Origin of the sequence: Kluyvera genomosp. 1 (genome assembly GCF_001266615.1) — a bacterium.
In the GTDB taxonomy this organism is placed as follows: Bacteria; Pseudomonadota; Gammaproteobacteria; order Enterobacterales; family Enterobacteriaceae; genus Kluyvera; species Kluyvera cryocrescens_A.
The window spans coordinates 104,586-119,783 of the sequence record NZ_LGHZ01000017.1 but is presented as its reverse complement, the minus strand read 5'-3'; the positions used below and the strand labels follow the sequence as shown (position 1 = coordinate 119,783).

Genomic DNA, 15,198 nt, shown 5'->3' with positions numbered 1-15,198 from the left:
CGTTCCTTATTTCAGTGATAACGACATGCCCTGCAGGAAATATTTGCGGAACAGGATAAACAGCACGACCACCGGCAGCATTTGCACCACGGCTCCCGCCATTACTGGCCCCAGGTAGACGCCATACGATTTACTGAAGGTGGCAAGAAGAACCGAGAACGGCATCTTGTCGACATCACGCATGACAATGAGCGGCCAGAGGAAGTTGTCCCAGGAACTGGAAAAGGTAAACAACGCGACAATCGCCAGAATGGATTTATTCAATGGCATCATCACATGCCGCAAAATGCCCCATAGATTGGCGTGGTCGAGACGCGCGGCATAGAGGTAGTCATTCGGTGTCCCTTTGAAGCTCTGTGAGACCATAAAGATCCCCCAGGCGCTCATCGCATAGGGCAGGATCATCGCGCTATAGCCATTAATCAGCCCAAGCTCCCGCATCAGCACAAACTGCGGAATGATGAACATAAAAACCGGGAACACCATCTGCACAATCAGCAAATTGCGGAACGCGTTTTTACCGCGAAACTCGGTCTTGGCCAACGCATATCCCACCAGCATCGAGGTCACGGTCACGCAGGCCGTAATAGTGATGGAGACAAACAGCGAATTACACAGCGTCCGCAGGAATGGTTTATCCGCCCGATTGCTGTTATCAAAAAGGAAGACATAGTTTTCCAGCGTTAAATGCCCGGAAAACAAGCTGGTGGTATAGATTTCCGCCGTAGGTTTCAACGAAGAGATAACCATCCAGACAAACGGATAGAGCCAGCTCAGTGCCAGTAAAAACATCACCGCATGAATTACCAGGCTCAGAGGAGTGAGTTTTTTCATTCACACAATCTCGATATTTTTTTCAAACAGTTTGCGGAACAGCCAAATTGCCAGGAAGCTACAGCCCGCAACGATAATGGACATGGCGGCAGCCCAGGTCGGCTTCATATTCTGGAAGGCCGCTTCATACATCACCACCATCGGACTGGTCGTACTGTTCAATGGCCCACCGCCGGTAATTAGATAAGGTTCGGTGAAAATACTGAAAGCAACGGTAATCGCCAGCACCATGACCATCACAATTTGCGGATTCATCATCGGCAAAGTTATCGCCCAGCCCTGTTTAAAACGTCCAGTTTTATCCAGTATCGCCGCACTGTAAATATCATGTGGAATAGACTGCATCCCGGAATAAAGGATCAGACCGTAATATCCCACAAATTTCCACGTCACGATAAGTGCGATGGACAACATCGCGCAGTCTGGGTTGGTAAACCAGGGAACGGAAATACCAAAAGAATTATTTAAGAACTGATTAACCGGGCCATATTCACTGAACAGTTTGGCAAATACAATTGAATACGCCACGCCTGATGAGATATTCGCCAGTAAAAAACTCAGTGCAATAAATCCCTTACCATATTTAATTCTCCGCAAACCGGCGGCAAAGAGTAATGAAGTCATAAAGACAATGGGTAAATACCACATCAAGAAGCGGCAGATATTCCACATGGATGTCCAGAATAACTGGTCATTTACTACGCCAATAATATTTTGTAGCCCCGTAAACCGGGGCGTCCCAATAAACTGCCAGTGAGTGACGCTTAGCACCAACAGCCAGGCGAGTGGGTAAAACCAGAACAGTAGTGAATAACCAATCCATACGGAGGCCAGCAGGCCTCCGGTACGGGAATCATATCCGGCCATTGATCCCCCTTATTTGGCCAACAAAGCGTTAATTTCTTGTTGAGACTGCTCCAGCGCCTTGCTTGGATCGTCATGGTTAAATATCACCCGCTCAAGCATTTGCGTCATACTGCGCTGGACTTCCGTGGTTTGCGTCGTCGCCACCGGTGGCAGCGCGACATCAACATAGGAGGCAATGTCTTTCTCCAGCGGATTATGTTCGAAATACTGGGTGAACAACGGGTTGGTCATCAGGTCAGCACGCGCCGGCGGCATGCCGGTCAGTTCCAGCCAGCTGCGGTCATGCTCGGCGTTGCCGAATACCCATTGGATGAATGCCCAGGCTTCTGCTTTGTGCTTGCTGGAGCTGAACATGACCATCCCTTTGCTATCGCCAAACGTATGCGGGTGGCCCCTGCCGCTTTCGGTCATTATTGGGCCAATCTGAATGGTTTTCAGCACATCTGGATATTGCTTACGATAGCGGGCGAGATCCCATGGACCACGAGCAGAAGCCAGTACCTGGCCGGTCGCTAGCGGGTCATCAGCGGCGGTGAAGTCGTAGCTGCTCCACTTGTTGGCAAACACTTTCCCCATAAATGTCAGTACGGCATGGCCTGCAGGATTATTGAAGTCGGCCTTTTTATCCGCCACATAGCTTTTGCCCGCGCTCTGCGCGTAATACAGTGGAATAAAGTCAAACCAGCGTTCCCACCAGTTCTTCCCAGCGGTAAGCTGCATCACGTAGCCATGGTTATCCGACGCCCTGCGTGCTGCCAGCTGATAGAGTTCGTCATAGCTCGTTGGAACATGGTCAAAGCCATATTTTTTCAGCAAATCACCGCGCCACCACCAGACGATAGGGTTGATATAAATCGGCAGAACATTTTGCTGACCATTGAGCTTCCAGGCTGGCAGGATTGCCGTCATTTGGCGAGTGTTCACCAGTTCATTAAACCCCGGCATTCTGGATAAATCTTCGATCTGCCCAACATCAACAAGCTGGCTGGCAAAGCCAATAAAGATATTGCTGGAAATATCGGGTTCAGTTCCAGAAGCCAATGCATTCATAATAGCTTCTTCCGAACTATTAGCCGCAGGAATAGTTGTAAATTCAACGGGCGTATGCGAGGCGTCTTTATTCCATTCAGCCACCATTTTATTCCAGAACGCCTCTTCATTTTCATTCGGCGCAACCCACATCTTGATTGGTGTTTTAGCGCTATCTTGCGGATCCTGTTTGTCATCCGGACCACAGCCGGAAATACAGAGGCTAAGTAATATTGACGCAGTCAATTTAGCAACCGTTGAATATTTCACAATATCTCTCCCTAACGCTGAATAACTGTTATTGGCTTATCGCAACCCTGCTTTAAACGAGGCGTAAATTAACACCCCTTTTTTATGTTTATCGTTAAACAAATCACAAAATCATTTTTGTTTAACGATAAACTCAGCGGCCATCAGTGATAAATAAAAACATAATCACTAGGAATATAAAATAAGAAAACACGATGCCAAATAAATACAAAGAAAGAAGAAAAGATAGGGTTACGATTAAATCATTGGCTAAAGAAATGAATATTTCGCACACCAGCGTATCGAATGCATGGAATAATCCAGAGAAACTCTCCACTGTTTTACGTGGGCGAATTTTATCCTACGCAGAATCCGTCGGGTTTCAGGGGCCTGATAAGCTCGCTCGGGCACTGCGGACGGGTAAGTCAGACGCTATCGGTGTCATATTCAATGACTCAATGAGCTACGTCTTTATCGATCCCCATGACATGAAGCTCATGCGCGGGATTGCAATATGCTGTGAACAACAAAATATCAACCTGGTGCTCATTCCGCTGCAAAAAGGGACGACATGTCAAACGACGACGCTGACTACCCTGGTTGATGGCTATATTCTTAACGCCACTTACAGCAACGCGGTGGCCATTCAACAAACCCTTGCCCGCCATCTCCCCATTGTCACGCTTGATTTTCAATTACCCCAGTACAGCAGCGTATCCATTGATAACGCCTGCGCCATGCGCGATATCGCGACATACCTGATTCAAAAAGGCCATCGCCACTTTGGCATCATTGCCTTCTCTTCACGCCCAGGCATTCAAGGGTTACGCCATCTTGAACACACAATAACCGGTGATAACTCCTTGATGTTGACGCGAGTGAACGCCTGCCGTGAGGTTTTTCATGAACATGACATCCCGCTTGAGGATAGCTGGCTCTATGAAACCCAACATGACGAAAAGCATGGCGAGCAGGCCGCAGAAGCGTTGCTCACTACCCATCCCCACATTACCGCACTGATTTGTTTGTCCGATCGTTTTGCTATTGGTGCGGTGAATTATTGCCAGCGTAATCACCTGGCTATTCCTGAACGCGTGGCGATCACCGGTTTTGACAACATGGCGCCCGAAGTCAACGGCATCGGGCTGACCACTATCGCCCAGGATGCGGAACGCAAAGGGGAAATCGCCGTTGAATTACTGCTCAAAAATGGGCCGATTACTCACTATGCGCTGGAATATCAGCTCATTGTGCGGGAAACGGCCTGAGACCCCATCGCTTAACAGAAGAGTGGATTATGGATGAACTGACCTGTTTTAAAGCTTACGACATTCGTGGTGAAGTCGGTACCGAACTCACGGCCGGGATCGCCTTTCGCATCGGCCGCGCCTATGCCGCCTGGCTCAAACCTCGGCGCGTTGTCATCGGTGCAGATATTCGCTTGAGTTCGGAGGAGCTAAAAGCTGCACTGGCGCAAGGACTTATGGCCAGCGGCGTCGACGTCATTGATATTGGTCTAACGGGGACTGAAGAGATTTACTTTGCCACGCGTGAACTGCGCGCAGACGGCGGGATCCAAATTACAGCGAGCCACAATCCAGCCCAGTACAACGGCATGAAGCTGGTTCGTGAAGAGGCGCGTCCCATCAGCAATGATAACGGCCTGCTCGACATCAAAGCGCTGGCTGAAAACAACGATTTTCCCCCTGCCGTGCACCGTGGCATTCTCACGGCTTACGATAATCGCCCTGCCTGGATCCAGTGTCTACTGCGTTTTCTCAGGCTTCGGCTTATACGACCGCTGCGTATCGTGGTCAACTCCGGGCATGGCACGGCTGGCCCAGCGCTCGACGCTCTGGCCGAGGCGCTTAAAAATATCGGTGTGCCCGTTGAGTTTATCCGCCTTCATCATCAACCCGACGGCCACTTTCCCGCAGGTGTGCCCAATCCCATGCTGGCCGAAAACCGAACCGTCACACAGCAGGCGGTCATTGCCCATCACGCTGATTTTGGCATCGCCTGGGATGGCGATTTCGATCGCTGTTTTTTCTTCGATGAGCACGGTGAATTTATTGAGAGCTATTACCTGGTAGGACTCTTTGCCCGGCACTTCTTACAGCAAGCGCCAGCGAGTCACGTGATCATCGACCCGCGTTTAATCTGGAACAGTCTCGACATTATCAATCAATGTGGTGGCGTGCCGATTATCAGCAAAACGGGGCACGCTTTTATCAAAGCCCGCATGCGTCAGGAAGATGCTATTTACGGCGGCGAAATGAGCGGACATCACTACTTCCGTGATTTTGGCTACTGCGATAGCGGGATGATCCCGCTGATATTGATGCTGCAAATTATTGGCTGTCGTCATCAACCCTTGTCGGCGTTTATTCGCGATGCACAGGCGCGTTTTCCGGTATCAGGCGAGATCAACCGAGTGGTTAGCCATCCTGCCGCACTCTTGAAAAGCATCATCGAGCATTATCAATCCCAGGCCCCGCAGTATGACGATTGCGATGGAGTGAGCCTGGCCTTTGCTCATTGGCGCTTTAACCTTCGAGGATCAAATACCGAACCGCTGCTGCGTTTGAACGTGGAAACCCGTGGCGATACCCGCCTGCTGGCCGAAAAAACCGAAGAAGTACTGGCATTTATTGCCGCAAAGGAGACTCTGTGACAGCCCTTTATCTCAGCAATATTCATAAGAAATACGATAAATCCACCATCATTGAAAACCTATCACTGGAGATTGCCTCCGGGGAATTTATCGTACTGGTAGGCCCTTCCGGCTGCGGTAAGTCGACGCTGCTGCGGATGATTGCCGGGCTTGAAATGCCCGATAGCGGCAAAATGATAATGGGAGAGAAGGACGTCACCCATCTGGCAGCGGGTAAACGCAGCCTATCCATGGTTTTTCAGTCCTACGCTCTCTATCCCCATATGACGGTACGCGAGAACCTCTCCTTTGGGCTACGCAATATCAAAACGCCCGCCGACGAAATCACCCGGCGTATCAATCATGCAGCCAATATGCTAAAGCTGGATGAGATGCTCAACCGGCTGCCGCAAAATCTTTCCGGCGGCCAGCGACAGCGCGTGGCGATTGGGCGTTCGATTGTTCAGGAGCCCGAACTGTTCTTATTTGATGAACCGCTTTCCAACCTCGACGCCGCACTGCGGGTGGAGATGCGCCAGGAGATCCAGCAGCTTCATAACACACTGAAAAACACTATGATTTATGTGACCCACGATCAAGTCGAAGCCATGACGCTGGCTGACCGTATCGTCGTGCTCTACAAAGGAAAAATTGAACAGGTCGGCACGCCGCTTGAGCTTTATAACACCCCGGCAAACCTATTTGTCGCTGAGTTTATCGGCACGCCTAAAATCAATATCCTGCCTGCCGTTTGGCGCCAGGGCACGCTGTATATCACTGATGACATCGCCTTCCCCCTCTCTCGCCAGCCTATCGGTGTTCGGGATGGTGACAAGATGTTTGTCGCCATCCGCCCGGAGCATATGCAATATCAGCAGCCGGGTGATTTTAGCCTTACCGGTCGCACACGCCTATGTGAACTCCAGGGAGATTCAACGCTGGTGTGGCTGGACATTGATGGCCACTCTGTTTGCCTGAAGTCATTCCAGCAGCTGAGTTTCCCACCTCAGCAGCCGCTGACTCTGAGCGTGCAAGAATCGCATCTCCATCTGTTCGATGCGCTGGGTAAGCGAGTGGTATTCGCCACACCAGCTCTTTAAGAGACGCCCCCGACACGGGGGCGTTCTTTGAATCCCATCACAATCATCGCATTCCCCTTTTCCCTTTTTCCCGCCGACGGCTAAATTAGTAACTCATCCGACCACATAACAATAATTTCACATACTGGACATTCTTATGAGCTATCCGTCGCTGTTCGCCCCGCTCGATCTGGGTTTTACCCAGCTTAAAAACCGTGTGCTGATGGGGTCTATGCACACCGGGCTTGAGGAGTATCCCGACGGCGCGGAGCGTCTGGCGGCTTTCTACGCCGAGCGAGCGCGTCACGGCGTGGCGCTTATCGTCAGCGGCGGAATCGCACCGGATGCCACCGGTGTCGGGATGGCGGGCGGTGCGATGCTGAACGACGCAAGCCAGGTACCGCATCACCGCGTGATTACCGACGCGGTGCATCAGGAAGGCGGCAAAATTGCCCTGCAAATCCTGCACACCGGTCGCTACAGCTACCAGCCAAAGCTGGTTGCGCCTTCCGCCCTACAGGCGCCGATAAACCGCTTCACACCACATGCATTGACTCATGACGAGATCCTCACATTGATTGAAGACTTCGCCCACTGCGCCCAGCTGGCGCGGGAAGCGGGCTACGATGGCGTAGAAGTGATGGGGTCGGAAGGGTATTTGATTAACGAATTTCTAGCCGCGCGCACCAATCAGCGTGACGATGAGTGGGGCGGAGAATATGCCAACCGTATGCGTTTTGCCGTGGAGGTAGTGCGCGCAGTACGTCAGCGGGTGGGGAAAAACTTTATTATCGTCTACCGCCTGTCGATGCTCGATCTGGTCGACAACGGCGGTACTTTTGATGAAACCGTCCTATTGGCAAAAGCCATTGAGGCCGCCGGTGCCACGATCATCAATACCGGGATCGGCTGGCACGAAGCGCGGATCCCCACTATCGCCACACCGGTACCGCGTGGTGCATTCAGCTGGGTAACACGCAAGCTGAAAGGTCATGTGACGATCCCGCTGGTCACCACTAACCGTATCAACGATCCGCAGGTGGCCGATGACATTTTGTCACGCGGCGACGCCGACATGGTCTCCATGGCACGCCCCTTCCTCGCCGATGCCGAGCTGCTGTCAAAGGCACAATCCGGACGCGCCGACGAGATCAACACCTGTATCGGCTGTAACCAGGCCTGCCTGGATCAGATCTTCGTCGGCAAAGTGACATCTTGCCTGGTGAACCCTCGCGCCTGCCATGAAACCAAAATGCCTATTGTACCGGCGGCACATCGCAAGAATCTGGCGGTGGTTGGCGCCGGCCCGGCGGGTCTGGCTTTTGCCATCAATGCCGCCTCACGCGGTCATCTGGTCACGCTGTTTGACGGCAACGCCGAGATCGGCGGGCAGTTCAATATCGCCAAGCAGATCCCTGGCAAAGAAGAATTTTATGAAACGCTGCGCTATTACCGCCGAATGATCGACATCACCGGCGTGACGCTGAAGCTGAATCAGCGGGTTAGCGCCGACGATCTTCTGCACTTTGATGAGACCATTCTCGCCACCGGGATCACGCCGCGCACGCCGCCGATCGACGGTATCGATCATCCGAAAGTCCTGACCTATCTGGATGTGCTGCGCGATAAAGCCCCGGTAGGCCAGCGCGTCGCGATTATCGGCTGCGGCGGCATCGGTTTTGATACTGCCATGTATCTTAGCCAGCCCGGTAATCCAACCAGCCAGAATATTGCCGAATTTTGCGTCGAATGGGGGATCGACACCAGCCTACAGCAGGCAGGCGGTCTGCGTCCGGAAGGCCCGCATCTGGCACGTAGCCCACGGCAGATCGTCATGCTACAGCGTAAAGCCAGTAAACCAGGTGAAGGGCTAGGCAAAACCACCGGCTGGATCCATCGCACTACCCTGCTTTCGCGCGGGGTGAAAATGATCCCTGCGGTGAGTTACCAAAGAATTGACGATGCGGGATTACATGTGGAAATCAATGGCGAAGCGCAAACACTGACGGTCGATAACGTGATTATCTGCGCCGGTCAGGAGCCCAACCGGGCGCTGGCGGAACCGCTGCAGGCTGCGGGTAAAACGGTGCATCTTATCGGCGGGAGCGATGTCGCAGGAGAACTGGATGCCCGACGCGCTATCGCGCAAGGCACCCGATTGGCGCTGGAAATATAGCCCTCTCGCTTTTATCCGGCCTGGTCTTCATCAGGCCGGATAAAACGTTTCTATTACACGCTAGCGCCAGCGATTAACGGCGACGGCCGAGTTTCACCGCTTTCAGCACCACGAATTTATTGTTGGTGGCGATGGTTTCGCAGTTGCCGAAAATCTTCTTCAGCTTGTGGAAGTAATCGAGGTGACGGTTGGCCACGATGTACAGCTCGCCGTTGATTTTCAGACAGCGACGCGCATGGTGGAACATCTCCCACGCAATGTTATCAGTCAGCGCGTGTTTCTGGTGGAACGGTGGATTGCACAGTACCGCGTTAAAGCGGAACGGTTCAACGCCAGAAAGGGCGTTGTTGATCATAAACTCGCAGCGATCCAGTGCGTCTGGCAGGTTAGTTTCCACGTTGAGACGGCTGGAGGCAACGGCCATCGGCGACTCATCGACAAACACCACGCTCGCCTGCGGATTTTTCTCCAGCAGCGTCATCCCAATAACACCGTTGCCACAGCCGAGATCAACAATCTCACCTTCCAGGTTATCCGGCAGATGCTGCATAAAGAAGCGCGCGCCGATATCCAGCCCGGTGCGGGAGAAGACGTTAGCGTGGTTGTGGATGGTCCACTCGGTGCCTTCCAGCTTCCAGCTCAGGGTCAAGGAAGTATCGGCTAATTCTGGTTTACTGAAAGTACAGTTGATCAGACGCGCTTTTTTCCATGCCAGCGTGGTGGTGGTTGGGCCGAGCACTTTTTCAAACAGCTCAAGCGTCGAGGTATGAATATCGCGGGCTTTCGCGCCGGCGATAATACGCGTTTGGGGTGTCAAAACATCGCGCAGCGCACGCAGCTGCTGTTCCAGCAACGCCATGGTTTTTGGGATCTTAATCAGCACCACGCCCGGCGCCTGCGGGTACTCGGCGGTGCTGTCGAGGAATTTAACGCTGGATTCGGCGATGTCGTTGTGGCGCAGGTTTTCACGCGTTGCCAACTCACTTAAGTATGAATCACCAATGCTGTAAGGCGTATGATCCGCTAGCGCACAGCCCAGCGCACCGAAGGTATCATTCAGGATTAACACCGGGCCGCTAATCTCAGTATCGTCCAGCTGCTGCAGCAGATACTCATCCGCCGCTTCCCACGCCAGCAGCGGGTTAACGTCATCCGTTTCCGGGAAACGTTTTAGTGTTAGCGAACGGAAACCGTTGTCTATGTGGCTCATCGGCCCTCCTGAATGGTAAAATTACGGCGTATCCCTGAAAAGGGTGCGTGAGTATACACTTTTTATGATTTGCGTGGGTGAAGATGAACCAACTAACTTACCTCCAGGGATACCCGGAGCATTTACTGACTCAGGTGCGCACGTTAATCACCGAACGGCGTCTGGGCACGGTGCTGGAGAAACGCTATCCCGGCACGCACGATTTTGCTACCGATAAAGCGCTCTGGCAGTACACCCAGGATCTGAAAAGCCAGTTTCTGCGTAACGCACCGCCGATCAATAAAGTCATGTATGACAACAAGATCCACGTGTTGAAAAACGCACTCGGGCTGCACACGGCGGTATCACGCGTGCAGGGCGGTAAGCTCAAAGCTAAAGCTGAAATCCGCGTTGCCACCGTATTTCGCAACGCCCCGGAAGCCTTTCTCAAAATGATTGTGGTTCACGAACTCGCACACTTAAAAGAAAAAGAACACGATAAAGCGTTCTATCAGCTGTGCTGTTATATGGAACCGCAGTACCACCAGTTGGAGTTTGATACCCGTTTGTGGCTGACGCACCTGTCATTAAAGGAAACTGCGTAGTCGGGCACTGGCATTGTCATAAAGGCGTGATACATTGACGAAAGAATCCCTTTATGGAGCCTGAAGGCGTTTATGATACGTTTCGCTGTGATTGGGACAAACTGGATCACCCGCCAGTTTGTCGATGCCGCTCATGAGACCGGCAAGTACAAGTTAACCGCCGTTTATTCCCGCAGCCTTGAACAGGCGCAAAGCTTCGCCAACGATTATCCCGTCGAGCATCTGTTCACTTCGCTTGAAGCCATGGCGCAAAGCGATGATATTGATGCAGTGTATATTGCCAGTCCAAACTCATTGCACTTCCCGCAAACCGAGCTGTTCTTACGCCATAAAAAACACGTCATTTGCGAGAAGCCGCTGGCCTCTAACCTGCGCGAAGCGGAGCGGGCTATTGCTCTCGCCCGTGAAAACCAGGTGGTGCTGTTCGAAGCGTTTAAAACGGCCAGCTTACCCAATTTCCAGCTACTGCAACAGGCGCTGCCAAAGCTCGGTCAGATCCGTAAAGCGTTTATCAACTACTGCCAGTATTCCTCCCGCTATCAGCGCTATCTCAACGGCGAAAACCCCAATACATTTAACCCTGCCTTCTCCAACGGCTCGATTATGGATATCGGTTTTTACTGCCTGGCCTCTGCGGTCGCGCTGTGGGGCGAGCCGAAGCACATTCAGGCCTCCGCCAGTCTGCTGGACAGCGGCGTTGATGCGCACGGCGTGGTGGTGATGGATTACGGTGATTTCAGCGTCACGCTGCAGCACTCCAAAGTCAGCGATTCTAACCTGCCAAGCGAGATTCAGGGGGAAGCCGGGGCGCTGATTATCGAGAAAATCTCCGAGTGCCAGAAGCTTTCCTTCGTGCCTCGCGGCAGCAAAGCACAGGATCTCAGCCAGCCTCAGCATATCAATACTATGCTGTATGAAGCTGAAGAGTTTGCGCGCCTGGTCGAAAACAACGAAGTGGAACACCCTGGACTCGAAGTCAGCCGCATTACCGCTAAAGTACAGACCGAAATTCGTCGCCAGACCGGCGTCGTTTTCCCAGCGGATGCGCAGGCTTCGTAAAACAACGTAAATGAGAGATGGCGGGTCATTGACGAAATCAGTGACCTGACATATTTTGTTACCTGCAAAGGGGAGTAACTTCCTTGTCGGTGGATCGTCATTACGATACGTGTAAAACCGTATCCGGTCGCCGGGCAACGAAAAAGGAATACGAACGCGTATTCCTTTCTTGTTGTAAGTGAGACCTTGCCGGAAGGCGAGGTCTATGCATAAAAAGCAACGGCTATCGTCTTCTGACGTTAGCCGTTTTTTTATGCGTAAGGAAAATAGTTATGAATACAGTCGGCACACCGTTGCTGTGGGGCGGATTCGCGGTTGTGGTGGTTATCATGCTCGCCATCGACCTGTTATTACAGGGCCGTCGCGGCGCTCATACGATGTCGATGAAACAGGCTGCCAGCTGGTCGCTGGTCTGGGTCACCCTCTCTTTACTGTTTAACGCAGCCTTCTGGTGGTATCTGGTACAGACCCAGGGACGTGCGGTGGCTGACCCACAGGCGCTGGCATTCCTCACCGGCTACTTGATTGAAAAATCGCTGGCGGTCGACAACGTCTTCGTTTGGCTGATGCTGTTTAGCTACTTCTCCGTGCCTGCTGCACTACAGCGTCGAGTACTGGTCTACGGCGTGCTAGGTGCTATCGTTCTGCGTACCATCATGATCTTCGCCGGTAGCTGGCTTATCTCCCAGTTCGAATGGCTGCTGTATATTTTCGGCGCGTTCCTGCTGTTCACCGGTGTCAAAATGGCGCTGGCGAAAGAAGATGAAGGCGGCATCGGCGACAAACCGCTGGTACGCTGGCTGCGCAGCCATCTGCGAATGACTGACAAAATCGAGAATGAACATTTCTTCACCCGCAAAAACGGCGTGCTGTTTGCTACCCCATTGCTGCTGGTGCTGATTCTGGTTGAGCTAAGCGATGTGATCTTCGCGGTCGATAGCATTCCGGCGATCTTCGCGGTGACCACCGATCCGTTTATCGTGCTGACCTCTAACCTGTTCGCCATCCTCGGTCTGCGTGCGATGTACTTCCTGCTGGCAGGCGTCGCAGAGCGCTTCTCCATGCTGAAGTACGGGCTATCGGTGATCCTGGTATTTATCGGTATCAAGATGCTGATCGTTGATTTCTACCACATCCCAATTTCCGTTTCATTGGGCGTGGTGGGCGGCATTCTGTTGCTCACGTTGCTGATTAACGCGTGGGTGAATCACCGCAACGATGCGAAAAAGCAGATAATGTAATTCCCTTTCTGGACGAGCCGCGCGTGGCTCGTCCAAATTCCGCCTCAAGTTGAGCACCGTGAGTTTAAGAGTGAGATACGCGGGGCGACCATCGAGTTTGGCATCCCTCCGGGAACCAAATCCCGGCGTTTCCCCTAATCGCTTTGCTTAAGTGGACAGTGTTGGCCTCCAGTTCATATTTGCGCCGCAAAAATGTAAATAATTAGTTAAGAAATATGACGCGTGGCGTAAATTCCAGCATTTTGTACTTCCCCAAGCGAAGACTTTCCTTATACTCGATCGAGCAAACATTTTTTTACATCCAGACATAAACGTAACAAATAATACGTCGCTGGAAAGACACAACTCATCATCTTAAGGAATGCAATGATGACACAACAACCCGCATCATCCGGCTTTATGCGTTTTCTAACCCGGGGTAGTCTGGTCAAACAGATCCTGGTTGGGCTTATCCTTGGTATTGCGCTGGCACTGGTTTCCAAACCTGCCGCGGAAGCCACCGGCCTGCTCGGTACGCTGTTCGTCGGCGCGCTGAAAGCCGTCGCCCCTGTCCTCGTATTAACGCTGGTGATGGCGTCAATCGCTAACCACCAGCAGGGACAGAAAACCAACATCCGCCCTATTTTATGGCTCTATCTGTTTGGTACCTTTGCAGCGGCGTTAACCGCTGTGGTAGTGAGCTTTCTCTTCCCATCGACGCTGCAGTTGACGACCGGAGCCACGGATATCACGCCACCAACCGGTATCGTTGAGGTCATGCATGGCCTGCTGATGAGCATCGTCGCTAACCCTATTCACGCGCTGATTAACGCCAACTACATCGGTATTCTGGTGTGGGCGGTAGGCCTGGGCTTTGCTCTACGCCACAGCAACGACACCACCAAAAATCTGGTCAACGATCTGTCGAATGCGGTGACCTTTATCGTGAAAGTGGTTATCCGTTTCGCACCTATCGGTATCTTCGGTCTGGTCTCTTCCACGCTTGCCACCACCGGTTTCTCAGCGCTGTGGGGCTATGCGCAGATCCTGCTGGTGCTGATTGGTTGTATGGCGGTGGTCGCGCTGGTCATAAACCCGCTGCTGGTATTTTTGCAAATCCGCCGCAACCCGTATCCGCTGGTTTTCCTGTGCCTGCGTGAAAGCGGCGTAACCGCCTTCTTCACCCGCAGCTCGGCGGCCAACATTCCGGTGAACATGTCGCTGTGTGAGAAGCTGAATCTGGACCGTGATACCTACTCGGTATCCATTCCTCTGGGGGCAACGGTCAATATGGCGGGGGCGGCGATTACCATCACCGTGCTGACGCTGGCGGCCGTACATACGCTGGGTATCGCTGTCGATCTGCCCACGGCGCTGCTGCTGAGCGTCGTGGCATCGCTGTGCGCCTGCGGTGCATCCGGCGTGGCGGGCGGTTCATTACTGCTGATCCCGCTGGCCTGTAACATGTTTGGTATTCCCAATGAGATTGCCATGCAGGTGGTTGCCGTCGGCTTTATTATTGGCGTACTGCAGGACTCCTGCGAAACCGCCATCAACTCCTCCACCGACGTGATGTTCACTGCCGCTGTCTGCCAGGCGGAAGATGCACGTCTGGCAAAGGACGCCCTGCGTAGCTAGCTCTTGAGCCCCTTCGCCATCAGGCGGAGGGGTTTTCACTCTGTACTTTCTTCTCGACCTTAAACGGGTCAATCCCCTTCCGCTGCATGCGCCAGAAGCGAATAATGTTCAGGCCGTTCATCACCAGGAAGCTGCCCTCAATCAGCGTGCCGCCAATCGACCCGAGCCAGAAATTATGAATGACCCAGCAAGCGGTGGAGCACCACATCACACAGCGCACCGTGAGCCCTTTGCAGCGGAACAGCGCCCAGGTACTGGCCACCGTGCCGATAACCGGCAGAATTTCCATCGCGTGCTGAAGTTTACCGATACCGATAATCAGCGTCAGCGCGATAAACAAGAACATCACCCACAGGCGTCGGGTATAGACCGAAATCACCGTGCGAATCACGTTAAGCTCGGCGCTCGCCCCGGCGGGAATCGCCCCCATCAAGAAAAAATGCAGCCCAATTACGCCGCTGTAGATAGCCAGTTGAAATTTGAAACGACGCTCGTCGCGGTTGATAAAGGTAGTGATACCGATCAGAAAAGCGATGATACCTACGCCCTGGGCAAGCCAATACGCAGTCATGAAGAGTCCCTGAAAAACGAAGCCATAAA

13 protein-coding genes are annotated in these 15,198 nt (G+C 52.7%); 8 read left to right on the top strand and 5 right to left on the bottom strand.

Annotated features, from left to right (window positions below):
• Positions 1-6: 6 nt before the first annotated feature.
• The 3 genes from KP80_RS11215 to KP80_RS11205 are packed head-to-tail and all read right to left on the bottom strand — an operon-like array spanning position 7 to position 3,000.
• On the bottom strand, positions 7-834 hold the full coding sequence (locus KP80_RS11215; protein ID WP_052283730.1) for a carbohydrate ABC transporter permease: 828 nt from the start codon (positions 832-834) through the stop codon (positions 7-9).
• Positions 835-1,701 carry a carbohydrate ABC transporter permease gene (locus KP80_RS11210; RefSeq protein ID WP_052283729.1) on the bottom strand — a complete coding sequence of 289 codons (867 nt, stop codon included), beginning with the start codon at positions 1,699-1,701 and terminating at the stop codon, positions 835-837.
• 9 nt (positions 1,702-1,710) lie between these two features.
• Complete coding sequence (locus KP80_RS11205) at positions 1,711-3,000, bottom strand: ABC transporter substrate-binding protein (protein ID WP_052283728.1); 1,290 nt, start codon at positions 2,998-3,000, stop codon at positions 1,711-1,713.
• A 194-nt stretch (positions 3,001-3,194) separates the two neighbouring features.
• Between KP80_RS11205 and KP80_RS11200 the strand changes: the two genes are divergently transcribed.
• From KP80_RS11200 to KP80_RS11185, 4 genes are all read left to right on the top strand, one after another.
• Positions 3,195-4,247 (top strand): LacI family DNA-binding transcriptional regulator, encoded by a 1,053-nt coding sequence (locus tag KP80_RS11200; RefSeq protein ID WP_052283727.1) that lies wholly within the window; start codon positions 3,195-3,197, stop codon positions 4,245-4,247.
• Between the two features lie 29 nt (positions 4,248-4,276).
• Positions 4,277-5,653, top strand: coding sequence for a phosphomannomutase/phosphoglucomutase (locus KP80_RS11195; protein ID WP_052283726.1), 1,377 nt, complete (start codon positions 4,277-4,279; stop codon positions 5,651-5,653).
• Positions 5,650-6,732, top strand: coding sequence for an ABC transporter ATP-binding protein (locus tag KP80_RS11190; RefSeq protein ID WP_052283725.1), 1,083 nt, complete (start codon positions 5,650-5,652; stop codon positions 6,730-6,732). Before KP80_RS11195 ends, KP80_RS11190 begins: the two co-directional genes overlap by 4 nt.
• A 136-nt stretch (positions 6,733-6,868) precedes the next feature.
• Positions 6,869-8,887: an NADPH-dependent 2,4-dienoyl-CoA reductase gene (locus KP80_RS11185; protein ID WP_052283724.1), complete on the top strand. Its 2,019-nt coding sequence runs from the start codon at positions 6,869-6,871 to the stop codon at positions 8,885-8,887.
• A 73-nt stretch (positions 8,888-8,960) separates the two neighbouring features.
• Here KP80_RS11185 and rlmG read toward each other — a convergent pair whose 3' ends face one another.
• Positions 8,961-10,097: a 23S rRNA (guanine(1835)-N(2))-methyltransferase RlmG gene (gene rlmG, locus KP80_RS11180; protein ID WP_052283723.1), complete on the bottom strand. Its 1,137-nt coding sequence runs from the start codon at positions 10,095-10,097 to the stop codon at positions 8,961-8,963.
• Between the two features lie 83 nt (positions 10,098-10,180).
• Between rlmG and KP80_RS11175 the strand changes: the two genes are divergently transcribed.
• The 4 genes from KP80_RS11175 to sstT all read left to right on the top strand — a co-directional run bounded on the left by KP80_RS11175 (position 10,181) and on the right by sstT (position 14,598).
• Positions 10,181-10,681 (top strand): YgjP-like metallopeptidase domain-containing protein, encoded by a 501-nt coding sequence (locus tag KP80_RS11175; protein ID WP_052283722.1) that lies wholly within the window; start codon positions 10,181-10,183, stop codon positions 10,679-10,681.
• Between the two features lie 72 nt (positions 10,682-10,753).
• The gene (locus KP80_RS11170; RefSeq protein ID WP_052283721.1) at positions 10,754-11,740 is read left to right on the top strand and encodes a Gfo/Idh/MocA family protein; all 987 of its coding nucleotides are present in this window, start codon (positions 10,754-10,756) and stop codon (positions 11,738-11,740) included.
• Positions 11,741-12,012: 272 nt separating this feature from the next.
• Positions 12,013-12,981, top strand: a complete 969-nt coding sequence (locus tag KP80_RS11165; RefSeq protein ID WP_052283720.1) for a TerC family protein — start codon at positions 12,013-12,015, stop codon at positions 12,979-12,981.
• Positions 12,982-13,347: 366 nt separating this feature from the next.
• On the top strand, positions 13,348-14,598 hold the full coding sequence (gene sstT / locus KP80_RS11160) for a serine/threonine transporter SstT (protein ID WP_052283719.1): 1,251 nt from the start codon (positions 13,348-13,350) through the stop codon (positions 14,596-14,598).
• Between the two features lie 19 nt (positions 14,599-14,617).
• Here sstT and KP80_RS11155 read toward each other — a convergent pair whose 3' ends face one another.
• Positions 14,618-15,169, bottom strand: a complete 552-nt coding sequence (locus KP80_RS11155; RefSeq protein WP_052283718.1) for a YgjV family protein — start codon at positions 15,167-15,169, stop codon at positions 14,618-14,620.
• Positions 15,170-15,198 lie beyond the last annotated feature (29 nt).

Bases quoted from the DNA above. Each gene is read 5' to 3' on its own strand.
- KP80_RS11185 (WP_052283724.1), top strand. From the start codon at position 6,869: ATGAGCTATCCGTCGCTGTTCGCCCCGCTCGATCTGGGTTTTACCCAG.
- rlmG (WP_052283723.1), bottom strand. From the start codon at position 10,097: ATGAGCCACATAGACAACGGTTTCCGTTCGCTAACACTAAAACGTTTC.
- KP80_RS11210 (WP_052283729.1), bottom strand. From the start codon at position 1,701: ATGGCCGGATATGATTCCCGTACCGGAGGCCTGCTGGCCTCCGTATGG.
- KP80_RS11155 (WP_052283718.1), bottom strand. From the start codon at position 15,169: ATGACTGCGTATTGGCTTGCCCAGGGCGTAGGTATCATCGCTTTTCTG.
- KP80_RS11165 (WP_052283720.1), top strand. From the start codon at position 12,013: ATGAATACAGTCGGCACACCGTTGCTGTGGGGCGGATTCGCGGTTGTG.
- KP80_RS11195 (WP_052283726.1), top strand. From the start codon at position 4,277: ATGGATGAACTGACCTGTTTTAAAGCTTACGACATTCGTGGTGAAGTC.
- sstT (WP_052283719.1), top strand. From the start codon at position 13,348: ATGATGACACAACAACCCGCATCATCCGGCTTTATGCGTTTTCTAACC.
- KP80_RS11170 (WP_052283721.1), top strand. From the start codon at position 10,754: ATGATACGTTTCGCTGTGATTGGGACAAACTGGATCACCCGCCAGTTT.
- KP80_RS11215 (WP_052283730.1), bottom strand. From the start codon at position 834: ATGAAAAAACTCACTCCTCTGAGCCTGGTAATTCATGCGGTGATGTTT.
- KP80_RS11175 (WP_052283722.1), top strand. From the start codon at position 10,181: ATGAACCAACTAACTTACCTCCAGGGATACCCGGAGCATTTACTGACT.
- KP80_RS11200 (WP_052283727.1), top strand. From the start codon at position 3,195: ATGCCAAATAAATACAAAGAAAGAAGAAAAGATAGGGTTACGATTAAA.